The following is a 26754-nucleotide window of genomic DNA, read 5'->3' as shown; positions in this document are numbered from 1 at the left end:
GCTAGTGGATGAGGCAAAGCGGAAAGTAAGTTGGGTTAATTGGGCCTGGGATGCCAAAATTAGACGATTTTGGATTTGAGATTTGAGATTTTAGATTAGGAAAGAGTGATTTTGCTTGGGTTTTGAGTGTTGTGTAAAAAATTGTGAATTTTTAGTAATTGAGCGATAGTGGGCAGTGGGCAGTTGGTAATTGACAGTGGGCAGTGGGCAGTGGGCAGTGGGCAGTGGGCAATTGACGCATCGGCGGCTAGAAATCCGGTTTCTGCGAGTTTTGGATTTTGTGACGAGAAATCTCCGAAGAAACCGGGTTTCACTCTTGGCGCAAGTGCGATCGCGCAATACAATTTTCAGTGGTTAGCGGTCAGTTTTTTGTAGTGCTGTGCTCGCTCCCATGCTGTGTAAAATCGTTTCCGGTTGTATCGGAATCATCTGTTTGGATGAAGTCAGTGCGATCGTCTCGCTCGCACGCTCATAATTCCGGTGCTGCCGGATTTGATATCAAGCACGCGATCGAGGACAGCACTGTTTTAAAAAAACATCTTTTTAAAGAGGGCCCGCCCGCACCATCCACCGCCCCTACAACTGTCAACTGTCAACTGTCAACTAAGAGGGCTCTCACGGGGGCACTGCCCCTACAACTGCCAACTGTCAACTGTCAACTGTCAACTGTCAACTGTCACCTGCCTTCTGACGATCGGAATCTCGATCGCAAACTCAGTCCCCAGTCCAACTTCCGAAACGCACTCCAGCCTCCCTCCATGCTGTTCCACAACTAAATGATAGGAAATAGACAGTCCCAAGCCAGTACCCTTACCGACTGGTTTGGTAGTAAAAAACGGGTCAAATAGTTGCCGGCAAATCTCATCCGGTATGCCCCCGCCGTTGTCGGAAATGCGTATCGCTACAACATCGCCAACAACTTCAGTGCGAATTGTAATTGCGGGAAGAGTCAATGGAGAACTAGGAATTAACGGCGGTGGATTTTTCCCATTTCCCTTTCCCCATTGGCCCTTCTGGATTGCTTCATCCAAAGCATCAATAGCATTGCCGATAATATTCATAAACACTTGATTGATCTGACCTCCACAGCACTCGACGCTGGGCAAATTGCCGTATTCCTTAATAATTTGAATACCTGGATGTCCGCCTTGAGCTTTGAGCCTGTGCTGCAAAATCAATAAAGTGCTGTCGAGTCCCTCGTGAATGTCAACGAATTTGACGCTAGTTCGATCCGATCGCGAAAAATTTCGCATTGACAGGACTATTTGGCGGATGCGATCGGTGCCAACTTGCATCGAAGACACGATCTTAGATAAGTCTTCCACCAAAAAATCGATTTCCATATCTGCTGCTGCTTCCCTAATTTCCGAGACTGGTTCGGGATAGTGCTGCTGGTAAAGTTCTAATAGTTGAATTAATTCTTTGATGTAATGACTCGTGTGGGAAAGATTGCCGTAGATAAAATTAACCGGATTGTTAATTTCGTGGGCGATACCGGCAATCATTTGTCCCAAAGAAGACATTTTTTCGGTGTGGACTAATTGAGTTTGAGTTTGCTGCAATTTCCGCACTGTTTGCTCTAATTGCTCTGCTTGATTTTTCAAGCAGGTTTGCTTTTTACGCAGCACTTCTTCTACTCGCTGGCGCTTGATAATATCCCGTCTTAATAATTCATTTGATTCTAAAAGTTGGGCGGTGCGCTCTTGAACTTGTTTTTTTAAGTCGTCGTGAGCTTGGTGCAGGGCTTCTTGGGCGCGCTGGCGCTCTAAAATTTCTTGCTGTAAAAGTTCGTTGGTTTTCTGCAATTGGGCTGCTCTATCGTCTACTGCTTGCTGCAAAAGCTCGATCGTCCCGTACATTTCAGATTGGTTGAAAACTTGCGGCAAACTTGTCAGAGAAACAACACCCAAAAGCTCTCCGTGACTGCCAACTACTACCAAACGGCAGACGCAATGGCGCTGCATTTCCTGGTGGGCGCGGAAGAGGGAATCGGTGGCAGATATGGAAAATAAAGGCGCACTCATGGCATCCGCCGCCAAGATTTCCGAGAGGTTTAATTCGAGGGCGTGAAACTGCACGATGTCGCGCTCGGTGACAATGCCGATCGGGATTTGATACTTTTCTATTGGTACGATCCGCTGTGGATGCTGAATTTGGTCTTCGACAATGACGACGCAGTGCGATCGATGTTTGACCATGAGCTGGGCTAATTCGAGGGCTGAGGCAGTCTTTGGCGCACAAATGACTTCTTTTGTCATGACATCTCCGGCACAGCGCAAATTTGCTAGCAAGTTCACTGGTTGTAGGGCTTCGTGAATGGCTTCGCGGGTGATGATTCCGACAAGTCGCGAGTCGTCATCGACTACGGGTAAGTGCCGGATCGAGTGCTGGCGCAAGGTGAATATAGCGGTGAAAATATCTTGAGACTCGGATTGTTTGAGGGTAATGGGCGAGTGAGTCATTACGTCAGCAATTGTCAGTCCGATCGCACAAGCTTCCATGGTGCTTAGCTTGACGATATCCCGTTCTGTGAAAATGCCGATCGGGCGATCGTCCTCCACGACTATGACACAACTGCGCTTTGCCGGGATCTTAAGATTCTTTTGTTTTTCGCTACAAAGCTGACAGGAGACGCGCATCGGGTTCATGAGAGCCAATACTTCGGCGATCGGTGTTTCTGGAGCCACTGTCAGGGGATGGCGATCGATCGATCGATCTAAAGGTGATAGATCGATCCGTGCGCTGGTGGGTGCCACAGGGGATGCTACTGGTTTAATTGCGAGCTGGGGAACTGAATCTAAGAAATGTTGTAAATCTTGTTCTTGTAGCATAGTGATTATTAATTTTCCTTAATGAATTGTTACAATTTGGCGGACAGGAGTTGACAGACTTAGCATTAATTAAGTGGAACAAGGAACCGAGAAACGGATACCGTGCCACGTAGTCCTATAGTGGTGAACTCCAAATTTGAGATCCTAGTTCAAGCTTCCAGATTGATATAGGTCGTAGATCTAAAATCTCAAATCGGCTGACAGATACTTTGCCAAAAACCCGTTATTTAATTTTTATTTGTTTAATTCCTATGTCGTGGACACCATTAAATCATCGAATTCATCATTTGCCGCTGATTCTTGCAGGCCCGATTTTGCGCCGAATTGAAACTGGGGGCGTAACAGTTTGGCTGGCTTTGAAAGCACCCCGTCAAGTAGAACTCAAGGTTTATGCGACTGAGGGCGGCACCGGTGAAATTGTCGGTACGCCCTTGCTGCAAGGTGCTAGCTCTACTGTGCGGCTTGGCAAATACCTGCACGTAACGGCCGTGACTGCTAAACCAATCGACAGAGATATCTTGACATCCGGGCAAGTTTATGCTTATGACATTGAGTTTGCGGGGAGTCAGGAGTCGCCGTCGGTGGGAGTCCCAGAAAATGAGCAGGAAAATCTCCTTTCTTGTCTGTGGCCGACTGCTGCTGATTTGTCAGTTTTGGGGCCACAGACGATCGGTTATTTCGCTCACGGGTTGCCGACTTTTGCCCTGCCACCGAGGGATTTAAACTATTTGCGTATAGCGCACGGTTCTTGTCGCAAGCCCCACGGAGACGGCAGAGATGCGCTGCCAATCTTGGATAATTCGATCGAACAATTTGCAGGTATGGCAAATTTCCGCCCCCACCAACTGTTTTTAACCGGTGACCAAATTTACGGCGATGACGTTGCCGATGCGATGCTGTGGGCCTTGACTGACGCTGGCGATACACTATTGGGCTGGGAAGAGAATCTGCCCCTGATGAATGATGCCCAAATAAAAAAGAATTTGTGTACCAGTATACCTAAGAAATCGCCAAAGAAAAATGTAATTCGTCAAGAGAGGGAAACTTTCAGAGAATCGCCAATTCAGCAAGCGTCTGATGCTGAGTCTGAATACAAAAAACCAATTGAGTTGCAGCCGGGGACTCGCAGCGATATTGCTAGAGATTTTGGCGGTTTTACGGCGATGTTGGTGAATAAACCGGAGAAGGCGAAAAGTCACTTGTTTGGTTTGGGCGAATATTGCGCGATGTATTTGTTAGTTTGGTCTCCTGTGCTGTGGTGCGATAGTTTTCCGAAGGGTAAGGATATTTGTCAAGATTCTAAGCAGGCAAAAATCTGGGATAGAGAAGTTGTAGAACTTGACGGTTTTTGTCGCAATTTGTGGCGAGTGAGGCGGGCGCTGGCTAATATTCCGACTTATATGATTTGCGACGATCATGATGTTAGCGATGATTGCTATTTGAATCGGGAGTGGTGTTACCGGGTGCTGGGTAAGCCGCTGGGCCGCCTGGTGGTGCAGAATGCTTTGCTGGCTTATGCTGTGTTTCAGGCTTGGGGAAATACCCCCGCACAGTTCGAGGATGGAAGAGTAGGAGATAAGTTATTAAAAGCTGCCCAAAAGTGGTCGGGTTCGGCGGGGACAGATGTTGGTGTTTGGGATGAGGCTGCTAGGTATTTGGGAATTCCGGCGGTTGATATTGAAACTGGTTTGCCGAAGTTTAAGTTAGATGATGATGTTTTGATTTTGGATCGAGATGATGAGGTTTTAAATTGGCATTTTACCGTGAGAAGTTTTAAGCATGAGGTGATTGTGCTAGATACGCGGACTTGGCGGGGCTATCCGGTGGAAAGTGCGATCGATCCGCCGATGCTTTTGACTCACAAAGGTTTTGAGGAGCAAATTCAGCAGCCTTTGCGGGAGACTGAGTTGCTGAATAAAAGTGGGGAATTTGCGATCGAGGCGACGCTGGTTGTTGTGCCGACAAATTTGGTCGGTTTGTGGATTATTGATGCGGTGCAAAGGCGGGATGTGGAACAGGGGAAGGTTTTTAATACCGATGCGGGGGATGCTTGGAATTTTCATGAGTTGGCTTTTGTGAAACTGTTGTCGGAGTTTTTTAAGCAGCGCGATCGGGTGATTGTTTTGACGGGGGATATTCACTATGCTGGTGCTGTGCGGTTGAGTTATTGGTCGGATTGTCATTTTGGCGATTCTCGCCCTGAGATTGAGCGTTTGTCGCCTGTATCTGGGGTGAATGGAGAGATGAAAATTGGGAGTCAAAGATTGTCTGTGTTAGCGCAGTTAACGGCTAGTGCTTTTATTAATGAGGAGTGGACAACTCATGTAATTCATACTAAGATTAAGTCGCTGTTTCCAGAGCGATCGCACGAATGTTTGGGATGGAATGAGCCGCTGGAGTTGGTGAAGATTCCGAGACGCGGCAGGAAGAAGGCTGTGGCTGCTGCTGTGAGGGATAGGCAATCTTTGCCTGATTGGGGTTATCGAGTTGACTGGATGAAGCGGCAAAGATCCCGGGTATTTTTGCATCATGAAGGCGGTGATATGTCAAGTATATTGCCTAAAAATAAACTGTTATTAGTGTTGCGTCGTTTGTGGGATTTGATAGCGCTGTTGTGGCGGAATCGGTGGCTGCAAGAGGGTGATGAGATTGTGGGTTATGGCAATATGGCGATCGTCAGTTTTGAGTGGCCTGCTGATGCTGATGGGGAAAAAGCGGTGATTCAAAGTGTTTATTGGCGGCCGCTTTGGGCACCGGATAGTGTGGTTTACAGTCAGTATTTTGTGCCGTTGAGCTTGGATGGGGATGATTAGATTCTTATCTGTCATTGCGAGGAACGAAGCAATCCCAGAATCCCGGCGGTTGGGATCCCGGCGGTTGGAAACCGCGGCTACACAGACAAAACCCGCCTCCGCGGGTTGAAGAGTTCGTAGCGTAGCGGGGCGTAAGCCATCGCACATTTATCTCAAATTCCATATTTCTTCGTCCGCGGAGGGGGACATTGTTTGTGTAGATGCGGTTTCCAACCGCCGAGGATTTAAATGGCAGAATGACTCATTTAACTAACAGCATATTCTGTAAACTTCCTAGTAAAAGCCGACCTAAAAGCAAGTACGATATCGGTTTTTGGCACTCCGAGTTCCACTAACTCTTCAGCTATTCCTGTATCTGTTCTATCCTGTTGAATCCAGATTTTATCATCTTTGATTTCAATGTGAACTGAAACGCCATAGACTCTTAATTTGTCGTTCCAACCTGCGAAAATCACCAAGTAATTACCGCTTTCACGATCGCAAATAATTTTAACTTCTGTTCCCGATCGTACAACCATGTCTGAGAAGTTGTTCAGAATTTTCTCGATCGCTTCAGTATAGTTTAATTTCTCCATAAGACAATCTCCTCCGAATCGGGACGAAAAATAATTAGCTTGACATCGTATTCTTCCACACGTCCTTGAATGAATTTTAATCTAAATAATTCATCGTAGGTTTCTAAAGGAACTGCCAAGTACACAATCAAATCTGGCATAATATCTCTCAATGCCGATCGACAGTTGAGAAATTGACCGAGGGCTGCATGAAACTGGTAGAAATCCGATCGATCTCGAAAGCTTTTGACTTCTACAGCTATTTTGCGACCTGCTTTTTCTGCACTGATTAACTTTTCTGCGGTCAAGTCAATAAACATGGCTAAACCTTCGTCATCGACTTGCACCCGAAAGTTTTCACGGATAACTATCCATCCGTCTTTTTGTAAGGCAGCTTTGACAGCATCGTGAAAAACATCTTTAGCAGGCATTTACAAACTCCATTGCTCTCATTCTCTATTTTATACTACTTATTAAAACCCGATCGCCCATTAATCCAAAAATGCGATCGCGAGGCCCCAGAAACCGGGTTTTTTCCGAAATACTACGTTACAACCCACAGATTCGGGCAAAAACCCGGTTTCTTTGCTGGGTGGCGAGGCCCCAGAAACCGGGTTTTTTACGAAAATAATTGATTGTAGTCCAGAAAATCGATAAAAACCCGGTTTCTTTGTCGGAGTCCCTAAGCCCTGAAAAACCCTCATCCCAACAACAACTCCTGAAACCGCACATCACCCCGAATCCCATCAAAATCCGCATCAGTTTTCGCTAACTCTCGATATTTTTCCGGTTCCAATTCAATCGCGCGCCGCAAATTTTCCAGCGCTAACTCCACCTGATTCTGCAAGACAAAATACCAAGCTTTATTATTATAAGTATTAGCATGATGTGGATCTATTTCTAAAACTTTATCCCAATCAGCCATTGCCTCCTCATAACGACCTAATGTTAGTAAAGCGTAAGCTCGATGATCCAAGATATCAGGATCGTCAGGCTGCAATTCTAAAGCTCTATTATAGCTGGATATTGCCTCTTCAGCACGCCCACTCCTTCCCAGCGCAAAGCCGTGCCAATCCCAGGTAGCGGCATTATTTGGTTTTATTTGTAGCGCTAAATCAAAACAGCAAATAGCTGGTTCATAGTATTCTGACTCGCATAGCGCTTCGGCTTTTTCAATCCAAAAATCGCAGTCATCAGGCTGAATACTTATCGCTCGCTCCCAGCTTGCGCGCGCAGTATCTTGACTGTCACATTTCATCAATGCCAAGCCTCGGTAAAACCAAAGCTCTCGGTTTTCCCCTTCTATTTCGATAGCTTTGTCGAAACAGGTGATAGCTTCTTCATAGCGCTCCAAATTGTACAAAACCTTACCAATTGTAAACCATACAACAGTCGCATCTGGTCTCACTTCTGCAACTTCAGTTAATTTCGATAAGGCTGCTTCATACTCTCCTTGTTTCGCCAGCATAAAACCTTCATAGAACAAAGTAACGGGATTATTTAGCTTGTAACGAAACGGCATTGTCGTTTCTCTACCATGTCCCTGTTTCATTCCCTCCAATCGCAGGAAATGCACTCGTCCCCAAACATCCCCCGCTACAATTGTCACCCCGTCAGGCGAAATTGCACAGCAATTAAACCCATGCTCTCCACTAAAACTAGCAATCTGCTTGCCAGTGAGCAAATCCCAGACTTTTAGGGTTTGATCGTCTGAACCGGAAACCGCTATGAGACCATTAGGTGCGATCGCCACTGCATTTACCGACTGAGTATGATTGGTGAGAGTTATGAGTTCGTTGCCACTGTCAATGTGCCAGACTTTTAGAGTCTTATCTTGTGAAGCCGAAATCACTATGAAGCCGTCGGGTGCGATCGCCACTGCATTTGTCCGTCCAGAATGACCAGTAAGAGTTCTGAGGATGGTTTCGTTGTCCATGTCCAAGACTTTTAGGGTATCCCCTAAAGCGGAAACTGCTATTTTTTTAGAGGGTGCGATCGCCACTTCCCTTAGCGATTTAGTAGGATTGGTGAGAGTTCTGAGACAGATGCCACTGTTCATGTCCCAGACTTTTTGGGTGGTATCCTCTGAAGTCGAAACTGCTTGATTGCCGTCAAGCGAGATCGTCACTGTTGTTACGGATAATAAATGATGGGTGAGAATTCCGAGTTTGTTGTCCCTATCGATATCCCAGACTTTTAAGGTGCGATCCCATGAAGCCGAAACTGCTCTGAGGCTGCCTGGTGCGATCGCTACTGCTGATACGGGGCTAGTATGACCAAAAAGAGTTATCACATTCTTCCCATTAAGCAAATCCCAGACTCTTAATGTGTGATCGCTTGAAGCCGAAACCGCTATGAGGCTGTTGGATGCGATCGCTACTGCTGATACGGGGCTGCTATGACCGGTGAGGGTAAATAGTTCGGTGGCGCTATCGATATCCCATATATCCCATAGTTTTAAGGTTCCATCGTTTGAAGCGGAAATCGCTGTCTTGCCAGAGGGTGCGATCGCCACTGCACGTACCGAGTTACTATGACCGGTGAGGGTTCTAACTTCGGTGCCTGTCTCGGTGTCCCAAATTTTCAGGGTGTTATCGTATGAAGCCGAAATCGCGGTTTTTCTGTCTGGTGCGATCGCTACTGCACTTACCAAGTCAGTATGACCGGTGAGGGTTCTAACTTCGGTGCCTGTCTCGGTGTCCCAGATTTTCAGGGTGTTATCACTTGAACCGGAAATCGCAGTTTTACCGTCTGGTGCGATCGCTACTGCTAATACCCTGTCAGTATGACCAGTGAGGGTTCTAAGTTCGATGCCTGTCTCCATGTCCCAGATTTTCAGGGTGTTATCGTATGAAGCGGAAATCACGGTTTTGCCGTCTGGTGCGATCGCCACTGCACGTACCCCCTCGGTATGACCGGTGAGGGTTCTAAGTTCGGTTCCGGTCTCAGTGTTCCAGATTTTCAGGGTTCGATCCCCTGATGCGGAAATCGCGGTTTTACCGTCTGGTGCGATCGCCACTGCTGTTACCCCGCCAGTATGACCGACAAGCGTCCGCAATGACCCTTCATTTGCCCGTTCTAAATTAGCCTCCAAAGGTCGCAGCCAAGGATTATCTTTTGATTGCTTCGCTTGTGTCAAAATTGCTTGAATATCATCAGGTGACGATACTTTTTTCCTCTTTTTTTTTACTGGTTTACGGGGAGTAAATCTACCAATTAATGGTAAATACTCCCAGAAATACTTAGAGTTATCTACAATAATAGTTACTTCATCAGGTAGCAACCTCCCCAACAAATGCTCTACAAGTTGCGTTTTATCCTTATCCAAAACGTGCGCCGACTTCCGAATCGCCCCTTGAATCAACTTCAGAGTTTCCCTTTGCTCCTCCGACAACAACACATCAAAATTAATCCCCAAATCGTAATCCTCAATCAGCGGCTGCACCCCCGACAATTCCAGTTTCATCTCAATAAAACCAAAATCCGTCACCCAAGCATAATAACGATCAAACTCTGGCGGGGAAATTTCGACAAAATCTCTCGGTTGATGCTTCAACAAATATTCTCGTTCCGATTGACTTTCCTGCGCCAACCACACACTTAAATCACTCATAACGGCGCTCCTTTTAACCTGTTATTCATACCTTGGCGATTGAGTTTTTCAACATCAATTCCCGCAGATTGCACAGTTTCATCTTGCGCCAAAAAGTCGCGAAAACTGTTGTGATAAATGCTGTAACGAATTTCCCCGTCCACTTGCTGCTGTCGCAAAAACGAATCCCACTTCCTGAGTACCTGCTGCACCTTAAAATCCGTTTCAGCCACCGATTTCGCAATCCATCCACGAGAAACAGCTTCCCGCGCTTTTGAGAGCACATAAATAATCTTCACCTTCATCTCCAACAGCGGATCGTCATCCCTCCCCATCATCTGTTCCCAGTGTTTTTGATAATACTCCTCCAAACCCGCTGGCAAATCATTTAAATTCACATCATTGTACGTGCCGCCTTCAATCTCATCAAGTACGTGGCGGAGGTAGATAAATTTCTTTTCACTTTTTTCAGCTACCGCCCTCACAAACTGTTCCCGCTGCAAATTTCGACTCTTAATCCAATCCTGAATTAACTCACTTCTCTCCGTGCGTTTTGCCAGATAAGCCTTCACATCTGCCAGACTTTCAGCACTGTATTTCATCAAATCAAAAACCGTCTTGTTAGCCGTCGGCATTGTCAGAAATTCCGGCCGCTTCGAGACAATAAAATAAACGTTATCCGGCAAATCATTAGGCAAATATGAAACATTACTGTTCCTAATTTGAGCCTTCCAATCAACTTCATCCAGCGCATCCACCACAAAAATGATTTTTCTGTCCCTGCTCGACTTATCGCTAACTTCCTTCAGCAAATCGCAGAGAAAGATGTTGTTTTTGATAGCATTTGTCGGCAGTCGCGGATACTTATTTTTCAGACCAAAACCTTCAATCAATTGAGTGCAAGCATTTTCCAAAAAAGTTTCAGCGCTGACAATCCCGTCCGGTTGCGAGTTGAAATGAGTAATACAGCGGCGCTTCAACATCACCACACAAGCAGCCATAATCGCGCTTTTCCCAACACCCGGTTCCGCCTCCAAAACAAAATAGCCTTTTTGCTTTGTCTTCAGAAACTCATTAATTGCTTCAAACACAAATTTCCGACCAGTAAAGTCTTTAATTCTGTCCTGAATAATCGTTTCTGACTTAACCGGAATCGGCAAACTCGGCGCAGCAGGATCGATATATCTTTCCAGTAATTCCCGAATCTGCATCAAATCATCCCGCAGAGTTTCAACAACTTCCAACTTCGCCATCACTTCGCAAATTTGCTCCCGCGTAGCCAAAGCCTGCAACCTTTGCAAAACCTCCCCATTTTGCAGCCCCAAACTTTGCAATTCCGCCAAAGTTTCCCGATGCAAAATCAACTGCATACCCGCAAATTGTCGGCCGCCAGTTTCCGCATCTTGTTTCAGCACTTCCCGAAACGCCTTCGGAAAAAATTCGTGCAATTTTGCCGCCGTACAAGCAATTAATTCCGTATGCAAACTTTTGTTTTCCTTCGCCGCAAAATCAGTCAAAAAATCTTGCCAATCCTGCACCGACAATCCCTTAACCTCCACAAACTGATTCGGATCTGGCGAAAAAATCTTCGCAAGTTGGTCGTCAGTAAAATGTAAAGGCTTGGAAGTGTCAGTTTCCGCATCAATTTTTACCCAGTAATCAACAGTTTTCTTAGCTAAATATTGAAAATCAGCTTTAGCATGACGCAGATTATTTTGTTCAACAATAACCTTAAATTCCTCAGATTCAGGAATATTCTTGTGAAGCAGACAGCCGATAGCTTCTCCAGCCGCCGCAGTCAAATCACCATTCTTGAGAATATCCGCATTTTTTCCGATTCGCTGCGCCAACTTGTTACCGCATTCGCCCGCCGTCATATTGCCGATAACGCCAGTAGCAATAGTTGCTAAAACACTAGCTGCGAACACTCCTGGGCCGCCGAGTACACCTGTCGCCGCAGTTGCTACGGGGCCGGCGGTGGTGAGGGCGCTGGAGATAGACTGGCCGACGATGTATAGGGCACTACAGCCGAGTAGCCGAGTTTTGGTGTCTGCAATACTAATTGCCATAGAGAATATTTATGAGTAATATCAAATTCCATTGATTTGTTATTATATAACATAAAATATTGTAGGGGCGGGTTCACCAACAATATCTAACGATAACCAACAATCTAAATAAACCCGCCCCCACCCCACAGAAAACCCCAATCAACCCAAAAATTGTCCGAGATTTTTTTAATTCGGGTTATTCGTAGGGGCGGGTTCGCCAATAATATTTAAAGATAACCAACAATCTAAATAAACCCGCCCCACCCCACAGAAAACCCCAATCAACCCAAAAATTGTCCGAGATTTTTTTAATTCGGGTTATTCGTAGGGGCGGGTTCGCCAATAATATTTAAAGATAACCAACAATCTAAATCAACCCGCCCCCACCCCACAGAAAACCCCAATGAACCCAAAAATTGTCCGAAATTTTAAATATTAATGTAAATGTGAATCTATGGTTGGGTTGGGCGGGTTTTTGAGATTGTTTGTTTGCGGCGATTATTGTTGGCGAACCCGCCCCTACAAGATTCTTTTGTGTTTAAATATTAATGTAAATGTGGATTGCTGGTTGTGTTGGGCGGATCTTCGGGCCCAGAATCAATTTAATCTGATTGAGCCTAGTCGAAGAGTCAACTATCCAATATCAACTGTCAACTGTTTATCTCAAACTTCTCTTTCTTGCAAAAGTTGGGTTGCCCAAACCTGCTCTTCTTCCGCTAGAGTCGGTACGGGTTCTCGATCGTAATCGATCCGATAGTCATAGCCGGCGCGATCGTAAATACCTGCAAATATTTCTGGTAAATTAAGAATGGGTTCTACATCTTCCTCGCGCAAGGGAAGCGGAAATATAGGCAAAGAATCGCGGAGATTGAAAGCATAAAGTTCGGCAAACGGACGGATCTTGCTGGGACTGACTAAAATTCGATAATTACTTTCAATGGAATTGTTAAGGATGGGCATAGATTCCCATTTTCGCAGCAAGTCAATTTCTACTAAATTGGTTGAGCTGCCTAAAATACTCTGGCGTTTTTTGAGATAAGTAATTCTGCCTTCTCCATTACGTTTGTTGACAGGAGAAATAATTTCAATTGCGGTGACAACTTGTTTGGTTGTCATTTCTCGTACTTCTAGATAAGTTTGTGTTATTTTTGCAGGAATCGGCACTTTGACGGTAGTCGGAAGTGTTAAAGTAGCAATGGCAACTGAACGGTTAGGAGTATTGATGGTATTAGATTGATGTTCGATACCCACATCGGGGATACTTAATAAAATAGAGTTGTTGTTATAGTCATTAGCATCGTTTTTATAGATATTTTGTTTAATCGCCACCTCATATTTAGGACGAATTTGAGGCATGATGGTATCAGCGATCGCAATAATTAACCAATGATGAGTTTCCTGCCAGAAATCGGGGTGTTCTAAGTATGGATCCATTCCGGGAAAGGGTGAAGGCATAGGACTTTTTTCCGATGTATTGACTTTGAGGTCATTTTAGCATTTTTAATTTTGTGGGTGCATCGCTTGAAAGTGAGGCAGAGCCTCTGGATATGGGTTCCCAAGCTGTAGCCTGGGAACCAGTTAAATAGAGATTCACCCAGTTAAGAAGGACTAAAGTCCTCACTACGAACCGTTAAGAAGGACTAAAGTCCTCACTACGAACCGTTTAAGAAGGACTAAAGTCCTCACTACGAACCGTTTAAGAAGGACTAAAGTCCTCACTACGAACCGGTTAAGAAGGACTAAAGTCCTCACTACGAACCGGTTAAGAAGGACTAAAGTCCTCACTACGAACCGGTTAAGAAGGACTAAAGTCCTCACTACGAACCGGGAAATATCAGCTACAAAACAGCAGCAACTGTTGCCATTAGCAATCCTTGAAACAATTTCATCCCATCAGTTTCGCCCAACATCGGATCGGATGCTCGTTCTGGATGCGGCATCATTCCTAACACATTGCCCGCGCGATTGCAGATGCCGGCAATGTTATTTAACGAACCGTTGGGATTGCCAGCAGCGTTAATTTCGCCTGCTTCCGTACAGTATCGAAATAACACTTGATCGTGTTCTTCCAACTCTGCCAAAGTATCCGCATCGGCATAATAGTTGCCTTCTCCGTGGGCGATCGGCAAATCGATGATCTCACCGGAAGTATAGGCGGAAGTCCAAGGGGTGTTGCCGCGTTCGACTTTCAACGAAGTGCGATCGCAAATAAAATGCAATCCCGCATTCCGCACCAGAGCACCGGGGAGCAAACCGGCTTCAGTCAACACCTGAAAACCGTTGCAGATGCCGAGTACAAGCTTTCCTTGTTTCGCGTGTTCCGCCGTAGCCTGCATCGCTGGAGAAAAACGGGCGATCGCACCGCACCGCAAATAATCTCCGTAACTGAAACCGCCGGGAACTACAATGATGTCGATATCCGAAATATCGGTATCTTCGTGCCAAATCATCCGCGTCGGTTGGTGCAGCAACCCTTGAGTTACCCACACCACGTCGCGATCGCAATTTGAACCCGGAAAAACAATAACTCCAAATTTCATAAGCAGAAGGAAGTTCGGCAACGGATTTTGTAACGGATGTAACGGATGGAAATCAGAAGCCTGAAGCGTCAACTTCAGACTGAAATCGTCTGTGTTTCTTGCTTGTATCGAAGTCTAGATCCCCCTCGCATCCCCCTTCAGAATGGGGACTTTGAGTGTTCCGAGTTTTCGTGTTTTTAACAGAGACTTTGAATGCTCTTGTCTCCGCTTTTTAAGGCAGACTTTGAGAACTCTCTTGTCCCCCCCTTACCAAGGGGGGTTAGGGGGGTCTCCGGGTTGAAAAACACACCCTACGGTCGATCGCACTTAAGCCACAGTCTCGACAGCAACAGGAATTTCAGTCAACTCAACCCGATAGTTTTCAATCACTGGATTGGCCAAAAGTTGGTCGCAAATGCGATCGAGTTGTTCGCGCGCGGAGGACTCACCAGCAGCAGTTAGCGTCAATTCAACGTACTTCCCGATCCGCACGCGATCGACATTGTCGTATCCCATGTGTTGCAAACCAGACTGTACAGCAGTGCCGGCCGGGTCTAAAACCGAAGGGCGGAGGGTAACATAGATTTGGGCAAAATATTTTTGAGTCACAGCAATGTGTAGGTGATGCGAAATTTACGGCCACCTCATTCTACAACGCGGGCGGGAAGCCGATCGCCCTTTGCTGACCCTAATTAAGCTAGCCTAGAAACAGGGACAAATTTGATTCCAGCAGACTACACCACAAAATTATGAGAACTAACCGCACCCGCAGTCAGGAGCGTATTTTACACTTGCTCAAGCACTTGAATCGATCGCTCTCAGCGCAAGATATCTACTTAGAACTGCGTAACAGCGACCACAGCATGGGCTTAGCAACAGTTTACCGCTCCCTCGACGGTTTAAAGCGGGAGGGCTTCGTGCAAGTCAGAACGCTTGCTAGTGGCGAATCTCTCTACGGTGCCGCCCACCAAGACCAACATCACCTTACTTGTCTCGAATGCGGTGCGTCTATTACGATCGACGAATGCCCCGTCCATCACCTAGAAAGCCAATTACAACAATCTCATTCTTTCAAAATTTATTATCATACTTTGGAATTTTTTGGATTGTGCGATCGATGTACTCTCGCTCAAGAATCTTAAAGAAGGAAAAAGGAAGAAAGTCTGACTGTAATTGTCGTAAGGGCGGGTTCACCAACAATATCTAACAGCTACCAACAATCTAAATAAACCCGCCCCCCACCACGGATAATATACATCAACCTTTATTTTTATTAAATGCCAAAAATTTACGCGAGGATTTACCGTGGGGCGGGGGCGGGTTTGAGAGATTGTTAATTATTGGCAGTTATTGTTGGTGGAACCCGCCCCTTGTATCTACGAACACCGTGTAAATAGATATCTATCGCTCGCAACAATATCTTTTAGACTAGCTTTTCACCTCATTATTACTGGCTTCCCCAACGATCGATCGCAATCCTTCCATCGTAGCCGGGATAGTACGCGGATCCATAAACATCACCTTGCTGCTATCGCTGCTGCCAATTTTTAAGCCCATATCTAAATAGTTCTGAGCTAACAAAAACTGCAAAGCTTCGCGGGACTTGGGGTCATTTTGTAGAGTTTTACCGATAATTTGTAAAGCCTCAGAAGTAGCTTGAGCTTTCAAAACCTGACTTTGGCGTTCTGCTTGCGCTCTCAGCACGATCGCCTTTTGTTGAGCTTCTGCTTCCAAAATTGTCGCTTTTTGCCGCGCTTCCGCATCCAAAACCTGCGCTTCGGCTTTACCTTTGGCGCTGTTAACTGCCGACTCGCGTTCGCCCTCGGATGTCAGAATTGCGGCTCGTTTTCGGCGATCGGCTGCCATCTGCAATTCCATCGATTCCTGTACAGTTTTAGAAGGGATAATATCGCGCAATTCCACCCGCGTTACTTTCACTCCCCAAGGATCGGTAACAATATCTAAATCTCTGAGCAAGATTTCATTAATTTGAGAACGAGCCGTAAAGGTTTGTTCGAGGTCGAGTTGACCCATTTCGGCGCGAATTTGAGTCAGCACCATATTCACCATTGCTGACTGAAGATTTTCGACTTTGTAACAGGCTTTTTCCAAGTCCACAATCCGCCAGTAAACTACAGCATCAACGGTGAATGAAACGTTGTCGCGGGTGATACAAGCTTGGGGGGGAATGTCTAAGACTTTTTCGCGGATGGTTTGTTCGTAAACAACGCGATCGAGAAACGGTGTTACAAAATTCAAACCAGGTTCGAGTTTCTTGCCGCTATATTTACCTAAAGTTTCTACCAGGGCTTCATTTCCCTGATTGATAATCTTGACGGAACCTGCGATCGCCGATCCGCCCAGTGCTAAAAATACGAGTAAAAAAAATTGTTCCACGGTAGCCTCCTATAAATCTTGACTGTTAAATGTTATAGCCTTTCGAACTCCCATATGAGGTACTCATGGGCGAAGCGAAGCGGAGGGATGGGGCATGGGGCATGGGGCATGGGGCATGGGGCATAGGGCATGGGGCATGGGGCATGGGGCATACCTCACTTTTTTGATAACCGCTATATCTAAAAACTACTGACAACTGACAACTAACTACTGACAACTGACAACTAAATACTGACAACTGATACCATTTTTCTGTGAAGCTGCATAGAATATATCCTTGACAGGAAAGGATTTCAGGCTGACCATTCTGTGCAGCGACCTACAGAATTGGTATGACTACTAACTACTAACTACTAACTACTAACTACTAACTACTAACTACTAACTACTAACTACTAACTACTAATTTCGCATTTTTTTAGGAATGCAGCAAATGTTCTGGCAAAACTATCAGAGTAGTGCCTTTCCTGCCGACGACTATCACGTTTTGGTTGGGGGGGATGGCGGTAGAAGCGTCTTCGCAGCGAGCTTGCCAAGAATTCCCCTCATAAATCACTCGCCCCGATTCTCCTGGGGGAATTTCTGTTAAAGTTTTAGCTTCGTCAGAATCTGCGATCGCCCATGCCTTGCCTTTTGGTATCAATCGCCGGGACAGCAGCACAAAAACTGTCGAAAATACCATCCACAGGAATATTTGTAAATTAACGTAAGGTAAAACCAGAGAGCATCCAGCGACGGCGAAGGCACTCAGTCCCAGGATAAAAGCAACAAAAGCAGTGGGGAGAAATAGCTCTGCCAAACAGAGCAAAGCCCCAACGAGCAACCAAAGGAGCGTGGGAGTCCAGAACATAAAAGAATTGGTGATACTATGAAATATCTTAGATTTGAAATTTGAGATGTAACAATTGCGAACAACTGAGTTTGCAAGGGTTTGCGAGTTGCTAGCCCTTGGAGAGCGAAAAATCGCGTCGCAGTAACAGGTTGAGCCTGCAACCACCGGGCTGCAAGTTCGATCGCACTCAAACTCTGAGTTTGAGTAGCTTAAATTACAATTTTAGCCGGTGGACACTGGCAGCAACTACAATTTCTCGTGCCCCAAAGGCAGTTAAAAAATTGATAGGGGCTAAAATCAGTTTATTCTCAAGTTCCTGAATTTGAGCGTGGCAATCATATATCTTCAGAATGTTTTTACACAAACTATTTCGATATGATCAGTAGTTTCTCCGAACCGATTTATTGCCCGAATCTGAGCTGTTCCGATCCCGGCAATAGCTTTGGCAGCCAAAAGTGTGCAGCTTGCGAAACCGATTTAATTTATCGCTATTTGTGGGCGGTGGGCCCCACAGTCGAGGAAGTGCCCGCGGGTAAGGTAATCGCCGATCGATATTTTGTCATTGCACCCCAAATCTGGCTCGACAGCCGTCCGTCTATTCCTCCTAGCGTCCCCGAACAACTGCCGGTGCACATCATGCCTTACCTGCATTTGTATCCCCAGCGGCTCCATTCGCCCGAAGTATACGGCTTTTGTTCCCTCGGGGAAGCAGCCGAAGCCACAGAGGTGCTGTTGTTGGAAAATGTGCCGATCAATAATTTCGGTAGCCTGTATCCTTCTATTCTACAAGCTTGGGCTCAGACAAGTGCCACGCGCCAAGTTTACTGGCTGTGGCAAATGCTCCAACTGTGGACGCCACTGTCGGAACAAGGAGTCGCTGCGAGTTTGCTGGTACCGGAAAATTTGCGCGTGGAAGGTTGGCGGGTGCGTCTGCTGGAACTGCATCGAGGTAATTTTGTACCGACTCTCAAGGATTTGGGAGATGTGTGGTCTGGTTTGGTGGAATCGGCACAACCTGAGATACAGTCGAAACTCGGAGAGATTTGTCTGTTTATGCGCCGCAGCAGCATGAATTTAGATGCGATCGCCCTGGAACTTAACGATTTACTATTAGAACAAGCTGCTAAATTGCCCCTGCATTTAGAAGTATTCGGCATCACCGATACCGGGCCGCAGCGCTCCCAAAATGAAGATAGTTGCTATCCGACTGCTGCTGATTTTCAATCGATAAAAAGTGCCGGAAATGACAAACTAATTCCTTACTTGACAATGGTTTGCGACGGGGTTGGAGGCCACGAAGGAGGAGAAGTTGCCAGTCAGTTAGCCGTGCAATCGCTGAAAGCTTTAATCCAAAATTTGCTCGCCGAAATCGCCGAACAAGAAGAGTTGATGGCGCCAGCAATGGTCATCAAACAACTCGAAGAAATAGTGAAAGTTGTGAATAATGTGATTTCCGCTCAAAATAACGAGCAAGGAAAAGAGTTGCGGGAGCGCATGGGAACCACTTTGGTGATGGCCCTCCAGTTGCCTCAAAAAGTGAAAGTTTCCCAGGATGTACCGGCGAATAACAGTCACGAACTTTATTTGGTCAATGTTGGAGACAGCCGCGCCTATTGGATTGGCAACAATTACTGTCAGCGGCTAACTGTGGACGACGATGTAGCGTCTAGGGAAGTCCACCTAGGACACAGTTTATACTGGGAGACTCAATTGCGATCGGATGCCGGAGCCCTGACTCAAGCTTTGGGGACGCGGGACGGCGATTTTCTGCGCCCGACGATTCAACGATTTATTGTCGAAGAGGAAGGCTTGCTGCTGCTGTGCTCCGACGGTTTGAGCGATAACGACTGGGTAGAGCAATCTTGGCAGAATTACGGCCCAGAGGTACTTGAGAGCAAAATGTCCTTGGAAGCCGCTGCTCAGTCTTGGGTTCGCCTCGCCAACGAGAAAAATGGTTACGACAACACCTCTGTAGTGGTGACTTACTGTCGGATGTCACCGGAGAGAGTCGTACTGTTCGATACGGCTTCCGCACCGTCGGCGTCGCCGTCGATATCGCTACCCATGTCACCCTCCGTGTCGCTACCCATGTCACCCTCGGTGTCAGGCTCGGTATCCCTCCAAAAAACGGGGAGGATGCCAGAATCTCAACTTTCTGAATCGTCGAAACAGTTGCTGTACCCCGAAACTGCCTCCGCCTCGGAACCAGTTGAAAAACAGAAGCCGAAGCGTTTGGGGCCGCTGCTGGGACTGTTGGTGCTGATGCTAGTCTTCGCGGGTTTAGGTTTGTGGGTGCGGAGCCTCCAAAACCAGAACCCGGATCCCGAACAACTGCCGCCACCGCCGGAAAATACCGCCCCAACTCCTGCGGATATTCCCTCGCCCGGTGCCGAGAGTCCCTCGCCCGGTGCCGAGAGTCCCTCGCCCTCGCCAGAATCGAGTCCTGCGGAGATTCCCGCGCCGTCGCCAGAATCAACAACTCCTCCGGAAATTCCCACGCCTTCCCCCTCGCCGGAAATTCCCGCACCTTAAAAGTTGGCTAGTTTGGGAATTTTTTGTGCACAACTATAGCGGTTCTGAGAAAGATTCGCGGACGTTGTTGGGCTTGGGCCCTCTTGATCGACATCTTCGATGGATGATTTTTTGACTCTTGTTAATCGGAACTTCCCCATAGAGAGAAGTTCCATTAATAAGTAAGGTTCGTAGTGTGGACTTTAGTCCGCATCAATTTCTGCGGACTAAAGTCCACACTACGAACGGTTTTTATTATGGTAATCGACTGTCGTGTCTTCCTTCTTCCTGTCGCTATAAAATACAGATACTTTCCGGTGGCACGGAGACTCGAACGCTGTCGCCAATTTTGTGCCGCTGCAAGTCATCTCTGTGCAAGTTTTGTCGGCGAAGGGCGATCGAGCTTTTAGCAGTCAGGCGCACCGTATAGCGCGTGTCAGTGCCAATATAAATCGCCTCTTCAACTACTCCCGGCCAGCTATGCTCAGCATCATAATTAGCCGGATAAATAGTGGCTTTTTCCGGCCGCAACACCAGAGTAACAACTTTCCCAGCCGGCAAATCTTCTGCTGTCGCAACTAACACGGGCAACTGCTGGTCAACCAACGCCGTTATTTTACCATGTTGCTTTTCCACTACTCGCCCGGTCAAAAAATTGCTGTCCCCAATAAAATCAGCCACAAACCGCGTTTTAGGATATTCATAAATCTCAACAGGCGTCCCGACTTGTTGCAGTTTTCCTCCCTCCATCACAGCAATTCTGTCCGACATCGCGAGCGCTTCTTCTTGGTCGTGAGTTACATAAATAAACGTAATTCCCAACAGTCTCTGCATCTTTTTTAATTCTAATTGCATCTCTTTTCGCAACTTCAAATCCAGGGCTCCTAAGGGTTCATCCAACAGCAAAACAGAAGGCTCTTTAACCAACGCCCTCGCCAACGCTACTCGCTGCTGCTGCCCTCCCGACAGTTGGCGGGGATAGCGTTTTTCTACATCCGTTAACTGTACTAATGCTAAAGCTGCCACGACGCGATCGCGAATTGTTTGGGGAGGCAAATTCTCCATTTCCAAGCCAAATGCAGCATTTTGTGCTACCGTCATGTGCGGAAATAAAGCATAATTTTGAAATACCGTATTCACTGGGCGGTGAAATGGCGGGCGATGTCGCATCGGTTGGCCGTGAATGTAAATTTCGCCCGCTGTGGGCATTTCAAAACCCGCAATCATTCGCAAAGTTGTAGTTTTGCCGCAGCCGGAAGGGCCGAGCAAAGAAAAGAATTCGCGATCTTTAATTTGCAGGTTGATATTGTCTACAGCCAAGAAATCTTGACTGCGGGCACTTTTAAATACTTTGGAAATGTCTATAATTTCGACGGCGTGCATTCTGATCTATCCTAGTAGTTATTGTAGGGTGCGGAGCGGGCTGAATATTTTGACGATATACTCAATAATTTTCCCCCGCTCCGCACCCTACAGTTAGTTACTCGCTATTGTGTATAATTTAATTTTTAGTTATTGTAGGGTGCGGAGCGGGCTGAATGTTTTGACGAGATACTCAATAATTTTCCCCCTGATACCAATGTTATATGAATTTGCATTTTGCATAGAATCCGATCGCCCTTAACAAGGCAGAGCGGTTTTATTGTCGTCACACAAATTAGGTATGTAGTTGCGCTTGAGCGCTATACGCTTATATCAGGAAAGAGCGCTTTCATCGCAACTACGTACCTTGGCCCAGTTATTATAGGGTGCGTCAGCGCTGAATATTTTGACGAGATACTCAATAATTTTCCCCCGCTCCGCACCCTACATTTCGTTAGTTACTCGCTTTCTACTCGTTACCATGCTCTTCCTTGGAACCAGTTAAGTTTGACCTGGTTGTTGGCACGACGAATGCTTACTTTCCTGCTCCTGCTTTAACTTCCGTCGAAGCTCGATCGTACAATGCGGTTGCTTTCCCGACATCCTGCAAGAATTTCATCTTACCAAAAATTTCAGCCGGTGGATAAATTTGGGGATTTTTCAAATCTTTCGGGTCAATTAAACCTTTGTCTATTGCTGCTTTATTCGGCGAGCCATAGTGGGTAAAATTAGAAATTGTCGCACCTACTTCTGGCTGCAAAATAAAGTTAATAAATTTCTCAGCTAACTCTTTGTGCGGTGCACCTTTGGGAATTGCCATGTTGTCAGAAAAGACAATTGTGCCTTCTTTGGGAATAGCGTAGCGGAGATTTGGATTCTCTTTCATTACCTGAAAAATATCGCCGCTCCATTCCATTGTCAGGTTTACTTCTCCTTGATCGAGCAGAGTTTGACCCGTGTCGGGGACAAAAGCGGCTATCATATTTTTATTTTTAATCAGCAAGTCGCGGGCTTTGTTAATTTCTTCGGGATTAGTTGTATTTGGGTCAAATCCTAAATACATTAAAACCACTGCAAAAGTGTATCGGGCATCATCTTGCCATGCTATTTTTCCAGTATATTTAGGATCGAACATCGCCCCCCAACTATTAATCTCGTCCTTGGTTGCTTTGATGTTGTAGCCAATTCCCATGGTTCCCCACTGATAGGGCAATGAATATTTATTGCCAGGGTCAAATGTTTGGTTTAGCCATTTTGAATCGAGATTATTTTTGTTAATAATTTTTGCAGCATCTAAGGGTTCAAGTATATTCTCGGCTGCCATGATTCTGACCATGTAGTCGGCGGGAAATATGACATCGTAACCGGGATTTCCCTGTTTGAGTTTGGCGTAGAGTGCGTCGCTGTTCTCGAAAGTGTCGTATTGAATTTTAACATTGTTCTCTTTCTCGAATTGGGCGATCGCTTCTGGAGCGATATAAGTTGCATAATTGTAAATGCTGAGGACTTGCTGGTTGCTACCTGTGCGGCTGCATCCGAAAACAACAGTTGCACTCATCACAAACAAAAGTAAGAAAGTCAGCAGGCGTTTCATAGGCTTTGTTAGTTGTAGGCAAAATTAATTATGACATACAAAGCAAGTTTTTCAACTTCTTTTAACTCTTAGCGACGATACAACCAGCAATAAAGAAGCTAGCAACATCAAAGTTGAGATGGCATTAATTGCTGGCGTCACTGCAAATTTTATCATGCCGTAAACCAATAGCGGCAGGGTCATCGAACCGACACCGGTGGTAAAGAATGTCACGACAAAATCGTCCAGCGACAAAGTAAAAGCCAGCAGTGCTGCGCTGAAAATAGCGGGCAAAATTAGAGGGAGAGTAATCCGCCAAAAAGTCCGCCATTCGTTAGCACCCAAGTCAAAGGCGGCTTGTTCTAATTGAGGATCGAGTTCTGCCAAACGCGCCCTGACGGTAATCGTTACGAATGAAATATTAAAGACAACGTGACCGATAATTACTGTAGGTAAGCCGAGATTGAGGCGGATTCCCGTGAGATTTTCTACGATCCGAAATGCTAGGGTAAAGAAAACTAGCAGCGAAATGCCGATCGTAATTTCGGGCATAATAATCGGCAAAAACAGCAAAGCTTCTACTGCTTTGCGTCCCGGAAAATGAAAGCGTTCCAGCGCTAGGGCGAGCATGGTACCGAAAACAGTCGCTAAAGCCGTCGAAATAGCTGCAATTAGCAAGCTATTGCTCAGTGCTGGCAAAATTCCGGTACTGGTGCTGGTAGCAATAGTCGCGCCAGCACTGCTAAACAAGCTGCCGTACCAATCGAGGGTAAAGCCGCGCCAAACTGCGTTAAATTTGGAAGCGTTGAAGGAGTAAATAATTAAGATCAGAATTGGCAAGTAGAGAAAGGCAAATGCTAGGGAAGCTTGTACCCAAAGCCACTTTTTGGCGATCGCCCGAACAAATAAATCTAGTTTTATTTTAGTCATCAGTCATTAGGTAGGGGCGGTGGATGGTGCGTGCCCGCCCTCTTAGTAGTCAATAGTCATTGGTCATTAGCTCATCTTAACCTAAATGTAAGGCGCGCAGTACACACCACTTATTCGGTTTCATCGGAAACGCGAAAATAAATTAAAACAGGAACTAATATTATTACAGTCAATAGCATAGAAAGCGCCGAACCAAAAGGCCAATCGCGAGATTTCATAAACTGATTTTGAATCAAATTTCCCACCATAATTGTTTTAGCTCCGCCCAATATATCGGGTGTAATGAAAGCGCCGACTGCGGGAACAAACACGAGGATAGAACCCGCCACAATGCCGCGAGTTGTCAATGGCAAAAATACGCGCCAAAAAGTGCGAATATCATTTGCTCCTAAATCTTGAGCTGCTTCAACCAATGAGAAATTAAAGCGTTCTATGCTAGAATATAAAGGCAGAACCATGAAAGGTAAATAGCCGTAAATCAGACCGATCGCCACAGCGAAAGGCGTAAACAGCAAGTTTAACGGTTCGGTAATTATTTGCAGGTTTTGCAGGGCTGTGTTGACTACTCCTTCGCTCCGCAGCAGAATGATCCAGGCGTAGGTTCTCACTAAAAAGTTAGTCCAAAATGGAATCATTATCAGCAAAAGCAAGGCATTTCGCCAGCGGGGAGGACGGGTGGCGATGAAAAATGCTAGGGGATAGCCGACTAACAAACAAGCCGCGGTTGTCAAAAAAGCCAAAAAGAGCGATCGCCCAATTACCCCTAAAAAAACCCAGCTAAACAAACGCTGGTAGTTACTGAGAGTAAATACCCAAGTAATCCCGCCGTAAGTACCGCGCTCTAAGAAACTGTACAACAGTACAATTAGCACCGGCAGAATGAAGAAAACGATTAGCCATGCACTTGCGGGAAATAATAGCAGCAACAGGTTATACAGTTTTCTATGTTCGATGTTCGATGTTCGATTGGGAAAGAGCGATTTCATAAGGGTGTCTGGCTACCCGTGCGTATAGGACTAATAATCCCACACATTTTATATCAAATCCGCAGGTCAAGCCGCAGCATTTATCTAGGGGTAGAATTCGGGCTTTTGCCTTCGGGGGAGGGTAATTAGCGGTTTAGGTCAACATTTAAGTTTTCGCGGCGGAATTGGAAGCGGAAAACGACTTTGCGATCGCCCGCGGCATTTTGAGTCTGATTCGCGTCTAATTCTCCCCGTCCCGAAACTAATACTTTTTGCTCCAGTTGAGCTTTTTTAGGAAAAGTAACCTCATTGGAAAACATATAATTAGAAACAGCTAAAGCCCTTCGCAAACTCAGTTCCAGATTTTTTGAATCGGAACCTGCGGAACTTGTATGTCCTTCGATGACAACGCGAGCAATTTGTTTTTCAAACTGTTTGTTAGCAAAAAGCACTTGGCTGTAAATGGGAATGAAGGCTTGCAAAAACTTTTTTCCTTCGAGTTTGAGGACGGAACTGTTATTATCAAACAAAATGCGATCGCGAATGCTGACATCTCCGGTTCCGGGGTCAACAGTAAAAATATCTTTGCCTCCAACTTTTCCCTCTAAAGCATTGACAATAATTTGTGGCAGTCCTTCAAAAGCCTTTTGATATTGCTGCAATTCCTGTCGCAGTTTTTCCACCTGAAGGATTTTATCATCGAGCATTTTCGCCTTGGCGCTGAGTTGAATTTGGACGGTGATGAACAGGAGCGCGAATAACATCAACAAGCCGGACATTAAATCGCCGATCGACAGCAGTACGCTGGAATCTTCCTCTTCTTCTATTTCGGGTACATTGTCTAAATCTGATATATTTCTCATTTTTGCACTGTTAATTAGTTTGTAGTGAGGAATGCGAGTCCTCTCGCATTAAAGTTAATTAGTTTGTAGTGAGGAATGCGAGTCCTCTCGCATTAAAAAGACTCGCATTCCTTACTACGAACGTTTGTAGTGAGGACTAAAGTCCTCAACCTATATATTTCTAAATATTATCCCAAGCGTGACCATAGTCTCTAACAGGATATTGAGTCCACAAATGACGCAGCCATTCCCGTCCATAATATTTTAAATACCAGTGAATACTACTTTGCTCGTAATCATAAGGAGACTTTACCCATAGGTGTTTGACAGGATTGTTGTGGATATAATTCAGCGTTGTATAGTAATGGCGTTCCGAACGAATAGCTCTATCACTGTAACTATACCAAACTGTTCGACCACCTGTAGCTCCATCTTCAAGATTCCATTGACGAGAGGTTGCGCCATGAACCGAATGAAATAATTTACTTAAGTCGTTAAAGTTCGTAACCTGCACCAAAAGATGATAGTGATTGGGTAATACAACCCATGCTAGTATTTCCATACCTTTAGTTACAAATGCCTCAAATAGCCGATCTAGGAGTTGCTGGCGGCGGGATGTATCTACCATGTAATACTTATGTTCGTAACAAGTGGCTGTCAGCAGGTAAAAAGTGCGATCGCGTATTAAATGTGGTGGTCTGTGGGGTGGATAGCCTTTGGCTAAGCGTTGTCGAACTAATTCAGCACGTTGTTCTGGTGTCAGCGTCCGGTACTCGTACATGATATTTTGATTTTAAATTTTGTAGTAAGGACTTGAGTCCTCATTATAAATATAACTTTCCCAGGTTCGTAGTGAGGACTTCAGTCCTTCTTCTTGCGGACTAAAGTCCTCACTACAAACCTTAATCTGAGGTTCGTAGTCAGGACTTCAGTCCTTCTTTTTGCGGACTAAAGTCCTCACTACAAACCTCACTTCCTGGTT

At 45.8% G+C, this 26754-nt stretch carries 20 protein-coding genes; 4 read left to right on the top strand and 16 right to left on the bottom strand.

The annotated features are described in order from the left end of the window. Positions 1-350: 350 nt before the first annotated feature. Complete coding sequence (locus tag QZ918_RS09340; RefSeq protein ID WP_293333874.1) at positions 351-776, top strand: hypothetical protein; 426 nt, start codon at positions 351-353, stop codon at positions 774-776. Here the strand turns inward: QZ918_RS09340 and QZ918_RS09335 are convergent. Continuing rightward, positions 663-2831 carry a CBS domain-containing protein gene (locus tag QZ918_RS09335; protein WP_293333871.1) on the bottom strand — a complete coding sequence of 723 codons (2169 nt, stop codon included), beginning with the start codon at positions 2829-2831 and terminating at the stop codon, positions 663-665. The genes QZ918_RS09340 and QZ918_RS09335 overlap by 114 nt on opposite strands. Positions 2832-3082: 251 nt before the next feature. On the opposite strand from QZ918_RS09335, the gene QZ918_RS09330 reads away from it, so the two are divergent. After that, a complete protein-coding gene (locus QZ918_RS09330; protein ID WP_293333868.1) occupies positions 3083-5644 on the top strand; it encodes an alkaline phosphatase D family protein in 2562 nt (853 codons plus the stop codon). Between the two features lie 245 nt (positions 5645-5889). Here QZ918_RS09330 and QZ918_RS09325 read toward each other — a convergent pair whose 3' ends face one another. From QZ918_RS09325 to purS, 7 genes are all read right to left on the bottom strand, one after another. Next, the gene (locus QZ918_RS09325; protein WP_293333865.1) at positions 5890-6219 is read right to left on the bottom strand and encodes a XisI protein; all 330 of its coding nucleotides are present in this window, start codon (positions 6217-6219) and stop codon (positions 5890-5892) included. Next, positions 6207-6629 (bottom strand): element excision factor XisH family protein, encoded by a 423-nt coding sequence (locus QZ918_RS09320; protein ID WP_293333862.1) that lies wholly within the window; start codon positions 6627-6629, stop codon positions 6207-6209. Before QZ918_RS09320 ends, QZ918_RS09325 begins: the two co-directional genes overlap by 13 nt. A gap of 269 nt (positions 6630-6898) precedes the next feature. Then, on the bottom strand, positions 6899-9811 hold the full coding sequence (locus tag QZ918_RS09315; RefSeq protein WP_293333859.1) for a tetratricopeptide repeat protein: 2913 nt from the start codon (positions 9809-9811) through the stop codon (positions 6899-6901). After that, a complete protein-coding gene (locus QZ918_RS09310) occupies positions 9808-11859 on the bottom strand; it encodes a P-loop domain-containing protein (RefSeq protein WP_293333856.1) in 2052 nt (683 codons plus the stop codon). The genes QZ918_RS09315 and QZ918_RS09310 overlap by 4 nt, the downstream gene beginning before the upstream one ends. 645 nt (positions 11860-12504) lie before the next feature. Continuing rightward, positions 12505-13296 carry a DUF4058 family protein gene (locus tag QZ918_RS09305; RefSeq protein WP_293333853.1) on the bottom strand — a complete coding sequence of 264 codons (792 nt, stop codon included), beginning with the start codon at positions 13294-13296 and terminating at the stop codon, positions 12505-12507. A 383-nt stretch (positions 13297-13679) separates the two neighbouring features. After that, entirely contained in the window at positions 13680-14381 is a 702-nt protein-coding gene (purQ, locus tag QZ918_RS09300; protein WP_293333850.1) for a phosphoribosylformylglycinamidine synthase subunit PurQ, read from the bottom strand. A gap of 306 nt (positions 14382-14687) precedes the next feature. Then, positions 14688-14969: a phosphoribosylformylglycinamidine synthase subunit PurS gene (purS, locus tag QZ918_RS09295; RefSeq protein WP_293143882.1), complete on the bottom strand. Its 282-nt coding sequence runs from the start codon at positions 14967-14969 to the stop codon at positions 14688-14690. Positions 14970-15109: 140 nt separating this feature from the next. Here purS and QZ918_RS09290 point away from each other — a divergent pair, with 140 nt between their 5' ends. Next, on the top strand, positions 15110-15502 hold the full coding sequence (locus tag QZ918_RS09290; protein ID WP_293143880.1) for a Fur family transcriptional regulator: 393 nt from the start codon (positions 15110-15112) through the stop codon (positions 15500-15502). Positions 15503-15788: 286 nt separating this feature from the next. On the opposite strand, the gene QZ918_RS09285 is transcribed toward QZ918_RS09290, so the two are convergent. After that, entirely contained in the window at positions 15789-16757 is a 969-nt protein-coding gene (locus QZ918_RS09285) for an SPFH domain-containing protein (protein ID WP_293143875.1), read from the bottom strand. Positions 16758-17175: 418 nt separating this feature from the next. Further along, on the bottom strand, positions 17176-17607 hold the full coding sequence (locus QZ918_RS09280) for an NfeD family protein (protein ID WP_293333847.1): 432 nt from the start codon (positions 17605-17607) through the stop codon (positions 17176-17178). A gap of 357 nt (positions 17608-17964) precedes the next feature. On the opposite strand from QZ918_RS09280, the gene QZ918_RS09275 reads away from it, so the two are divergent. Further along, positions 17965-20121 carry a protein phosphatase 2C domain-containing protein gene (locus QZ918_RS09275; RefSeq protein WP_293333844.1) on the top strand — a complete coding sequence of 719 codons (2157 nt, stop codon included), beginning with the start codon at positions 17965-17967 and terminating at the stop codon, positions 20119-20121. Between the two features lie 273 nt (positions 20122-20394). Here QZ918_RS09275 and QZ918_RS09270 read toward each other — a convergent pair whose 3' ends face one another. The 6 genes from QZ918_RS09270 to QZ918_RS09245 form a co-directional block, all read right to left on the bottom strand. Next, the gene (locus QZ918_RS09270; protein WP_293333841.1) at positions 20395-21483 is read right to left on the bottom strand and encodes an ABC transporter ATP-binding protein; all 1089 of its coding nucleotides are present in this window, start codon (positions 21481-21483) and stop codon (positions 20395-20397) included. 514 nt (positions 21484-21997) lie between these two features. Then, positions 21998-23056, bottom strand: a complete 1059-nt coding sequence (locus QZ918_RS09265) for an ABC transporter substrate-binding protein (protein WP_293333838.1) — start codon at positions 23054-23056, stop codon at positions 21998-22000. A gap of 51 nt (positions 23057-23107) precedes the next feature. Beyond that, the gene (locus tag QZ918_RS09260) at positions 23108-23965 is read right to left on the bottom strand and encodes an ABC transporter permease (protein ID WP_293333835.1); all 858 of its coding nucleotides are present in this window, start codon (positions 23963-23965) and stop codon (positions 23108-23110) included. A 110-nt stretch (positions 23966-24075) separates the two neighbouring features. Next, a complete protein-coding gene (locus QZ918_RS09255; protein ID WP_293333832.1) occupies positions 24076-24951 on the bottom strand; it encodes an ABC transporter permease in 876 nt (291 codons plus the stop codon). 125 nt (positions 24952-25076) lie between these two features. Further along, positions 25077-25793: an OmpA family protein gene (locus QZ918_RS09250; RefSeq protein WP_293333829.1), complete on the bottom strand. Its 717-nt coding sequence runs from the start codon at positions 25791-25793 to the stop codon at positions 25077-25079. Positions 25794-25953: 160 nt separating this feature from the next. Beyond that, entirely contained in the window at positions 25954-26553 is a 600-nt protein-coding gene (locus QZ918_RS09245) for an REP-associated tyrosine transposase (protein ID WP_293143851.1), read from the bottom strand. Between the last annotated feature and the right edge of the window lie 201 nt (positions 26554-26754).

Source organism: Microcoleus sp. CAWBG58 (assembly GCF_020883045.1).
Lineage (GTDB): Bacteria > Cyanobacteriota > Cyanobacteriia > Cyanobacteriales > Microcoleaceae > Microcoleus.
This window is presented reverse-complemented; position numbering and strand designations above follow the sequence as displayed.

Coding starts and splice junctions, on each gene's coding strand:
- QZ918_RS09335 (WP_293333871.1), bottom strand. CDS start 2,831: ATGCTACAAGAACAAGATTTACAACATTTCTTAGATTCAGTTCCCCAG.
- QZ918_RS09330 (WP_293333868.1), top strand. CDS start 3,083: ATGTCGTGGACACCATTAAATCATCGAATTCATCATTTGCCGCTGATT.
- QZ918_RS09325 (WP_293333865.1), bottom strand. CDS start 6,219: ATGGAGAAATTAAACTATACTGAAGCGATCGAGAAAATTCTGAACAAC.
- QZ918_RS09320 (WP_293333862.1), bottom strand. CDS start 6,629: ATGCCTGCTAAAGATGTTTTTCACGATGCTGTCAAAGCTGCCTTACAA.
- QZ918_RS09315 (WP_293333859.1), bottom strand. CDS start 9,811: ATGAGTGATTTAAGTGTGTGGTTGGCGCAGGAAAGTCAATCGGAACGA.
- QZ918_RS09310 (WP_293333856.1), bottom strand. CDS start 11,859: ATGGCAATTAGTATTGCAGACACCAAAACTCGGCTACTCGGCTGTAGT.
- QZ918_RS09305 (WP_293333853.1), bottom strand. CDS start 13,296: ATGCCTTCACCCTTTCCCGGAATGGATCCATACTTAGAACACCCCGAT.
- purQ (WP_293333850.1), bottom strand. CDS start 14,381: ATGAAATTTGGAGTTATTGTTTTTCCGGGTTCAAATTGCGATCGCGAC.
- QZ918_RS09290 (WP_293143880.1), top strand. CDS start 15,110: ATGAGAACTAACCGCACCCGCAGTCAGGAGCGTATTTTACACTTGCTC.
- QZ918_RS09280 (WP_293333847.1), bottom strand. CDS start 17,607: ATGTTCTGGACTCCCACGCTCCTTTGGTTGCTCGTTGGGGCTTTGCTC.
- QZ918_RS09275 (WP_293333844.1), top strand. CDS start 17,965: ATGATCAGTAGTTTCTCCGAACCGATTTATTGCCCGAATCTGAGCTGT.
- QZ918_RS09270 (WP_293333841.1), bottom strand. CDS start 21,483: ATGCACGCCGTCGAAATTATAGACATTTCCAAAGTATTTAAAAGTGCC.
- QZ918_RS09265 (WP_293333838.1), bottom strand. CDS start 23,056: ATGAAACGCCTGCTGACTTTCTTACTTTTGTTTGTGATGAGTGCAACT.
- QZ918_RS09260 (WP_293333835.1), bottom strand. CDS start 23,965: ATGACTAAAATAAAACTAGATTTATTTGTTCGGGCGATCGCCAAAAAG.
- QZ918_RS09255 (WP_293333832.1), bottom strand. CDS start 24,951: ATGAAATCGCTCTTTCCCAATCGAACATCGAACATCGAACATAGAAAA.
- QZ918_RS09250 (WP_293333829.1), bottom strand. CDS start 25,793: ATGAGAAATATATCAGATTTAGACAATGTACCCGAAATAGAAGAAGAG.
- QZ918_RS09245 (WP_293143851.1), bottom strand. CDS start 26,553: ATGTACGAGTACCGGACGCTGACACCAGAACAACGTGCTGAATTAGTT.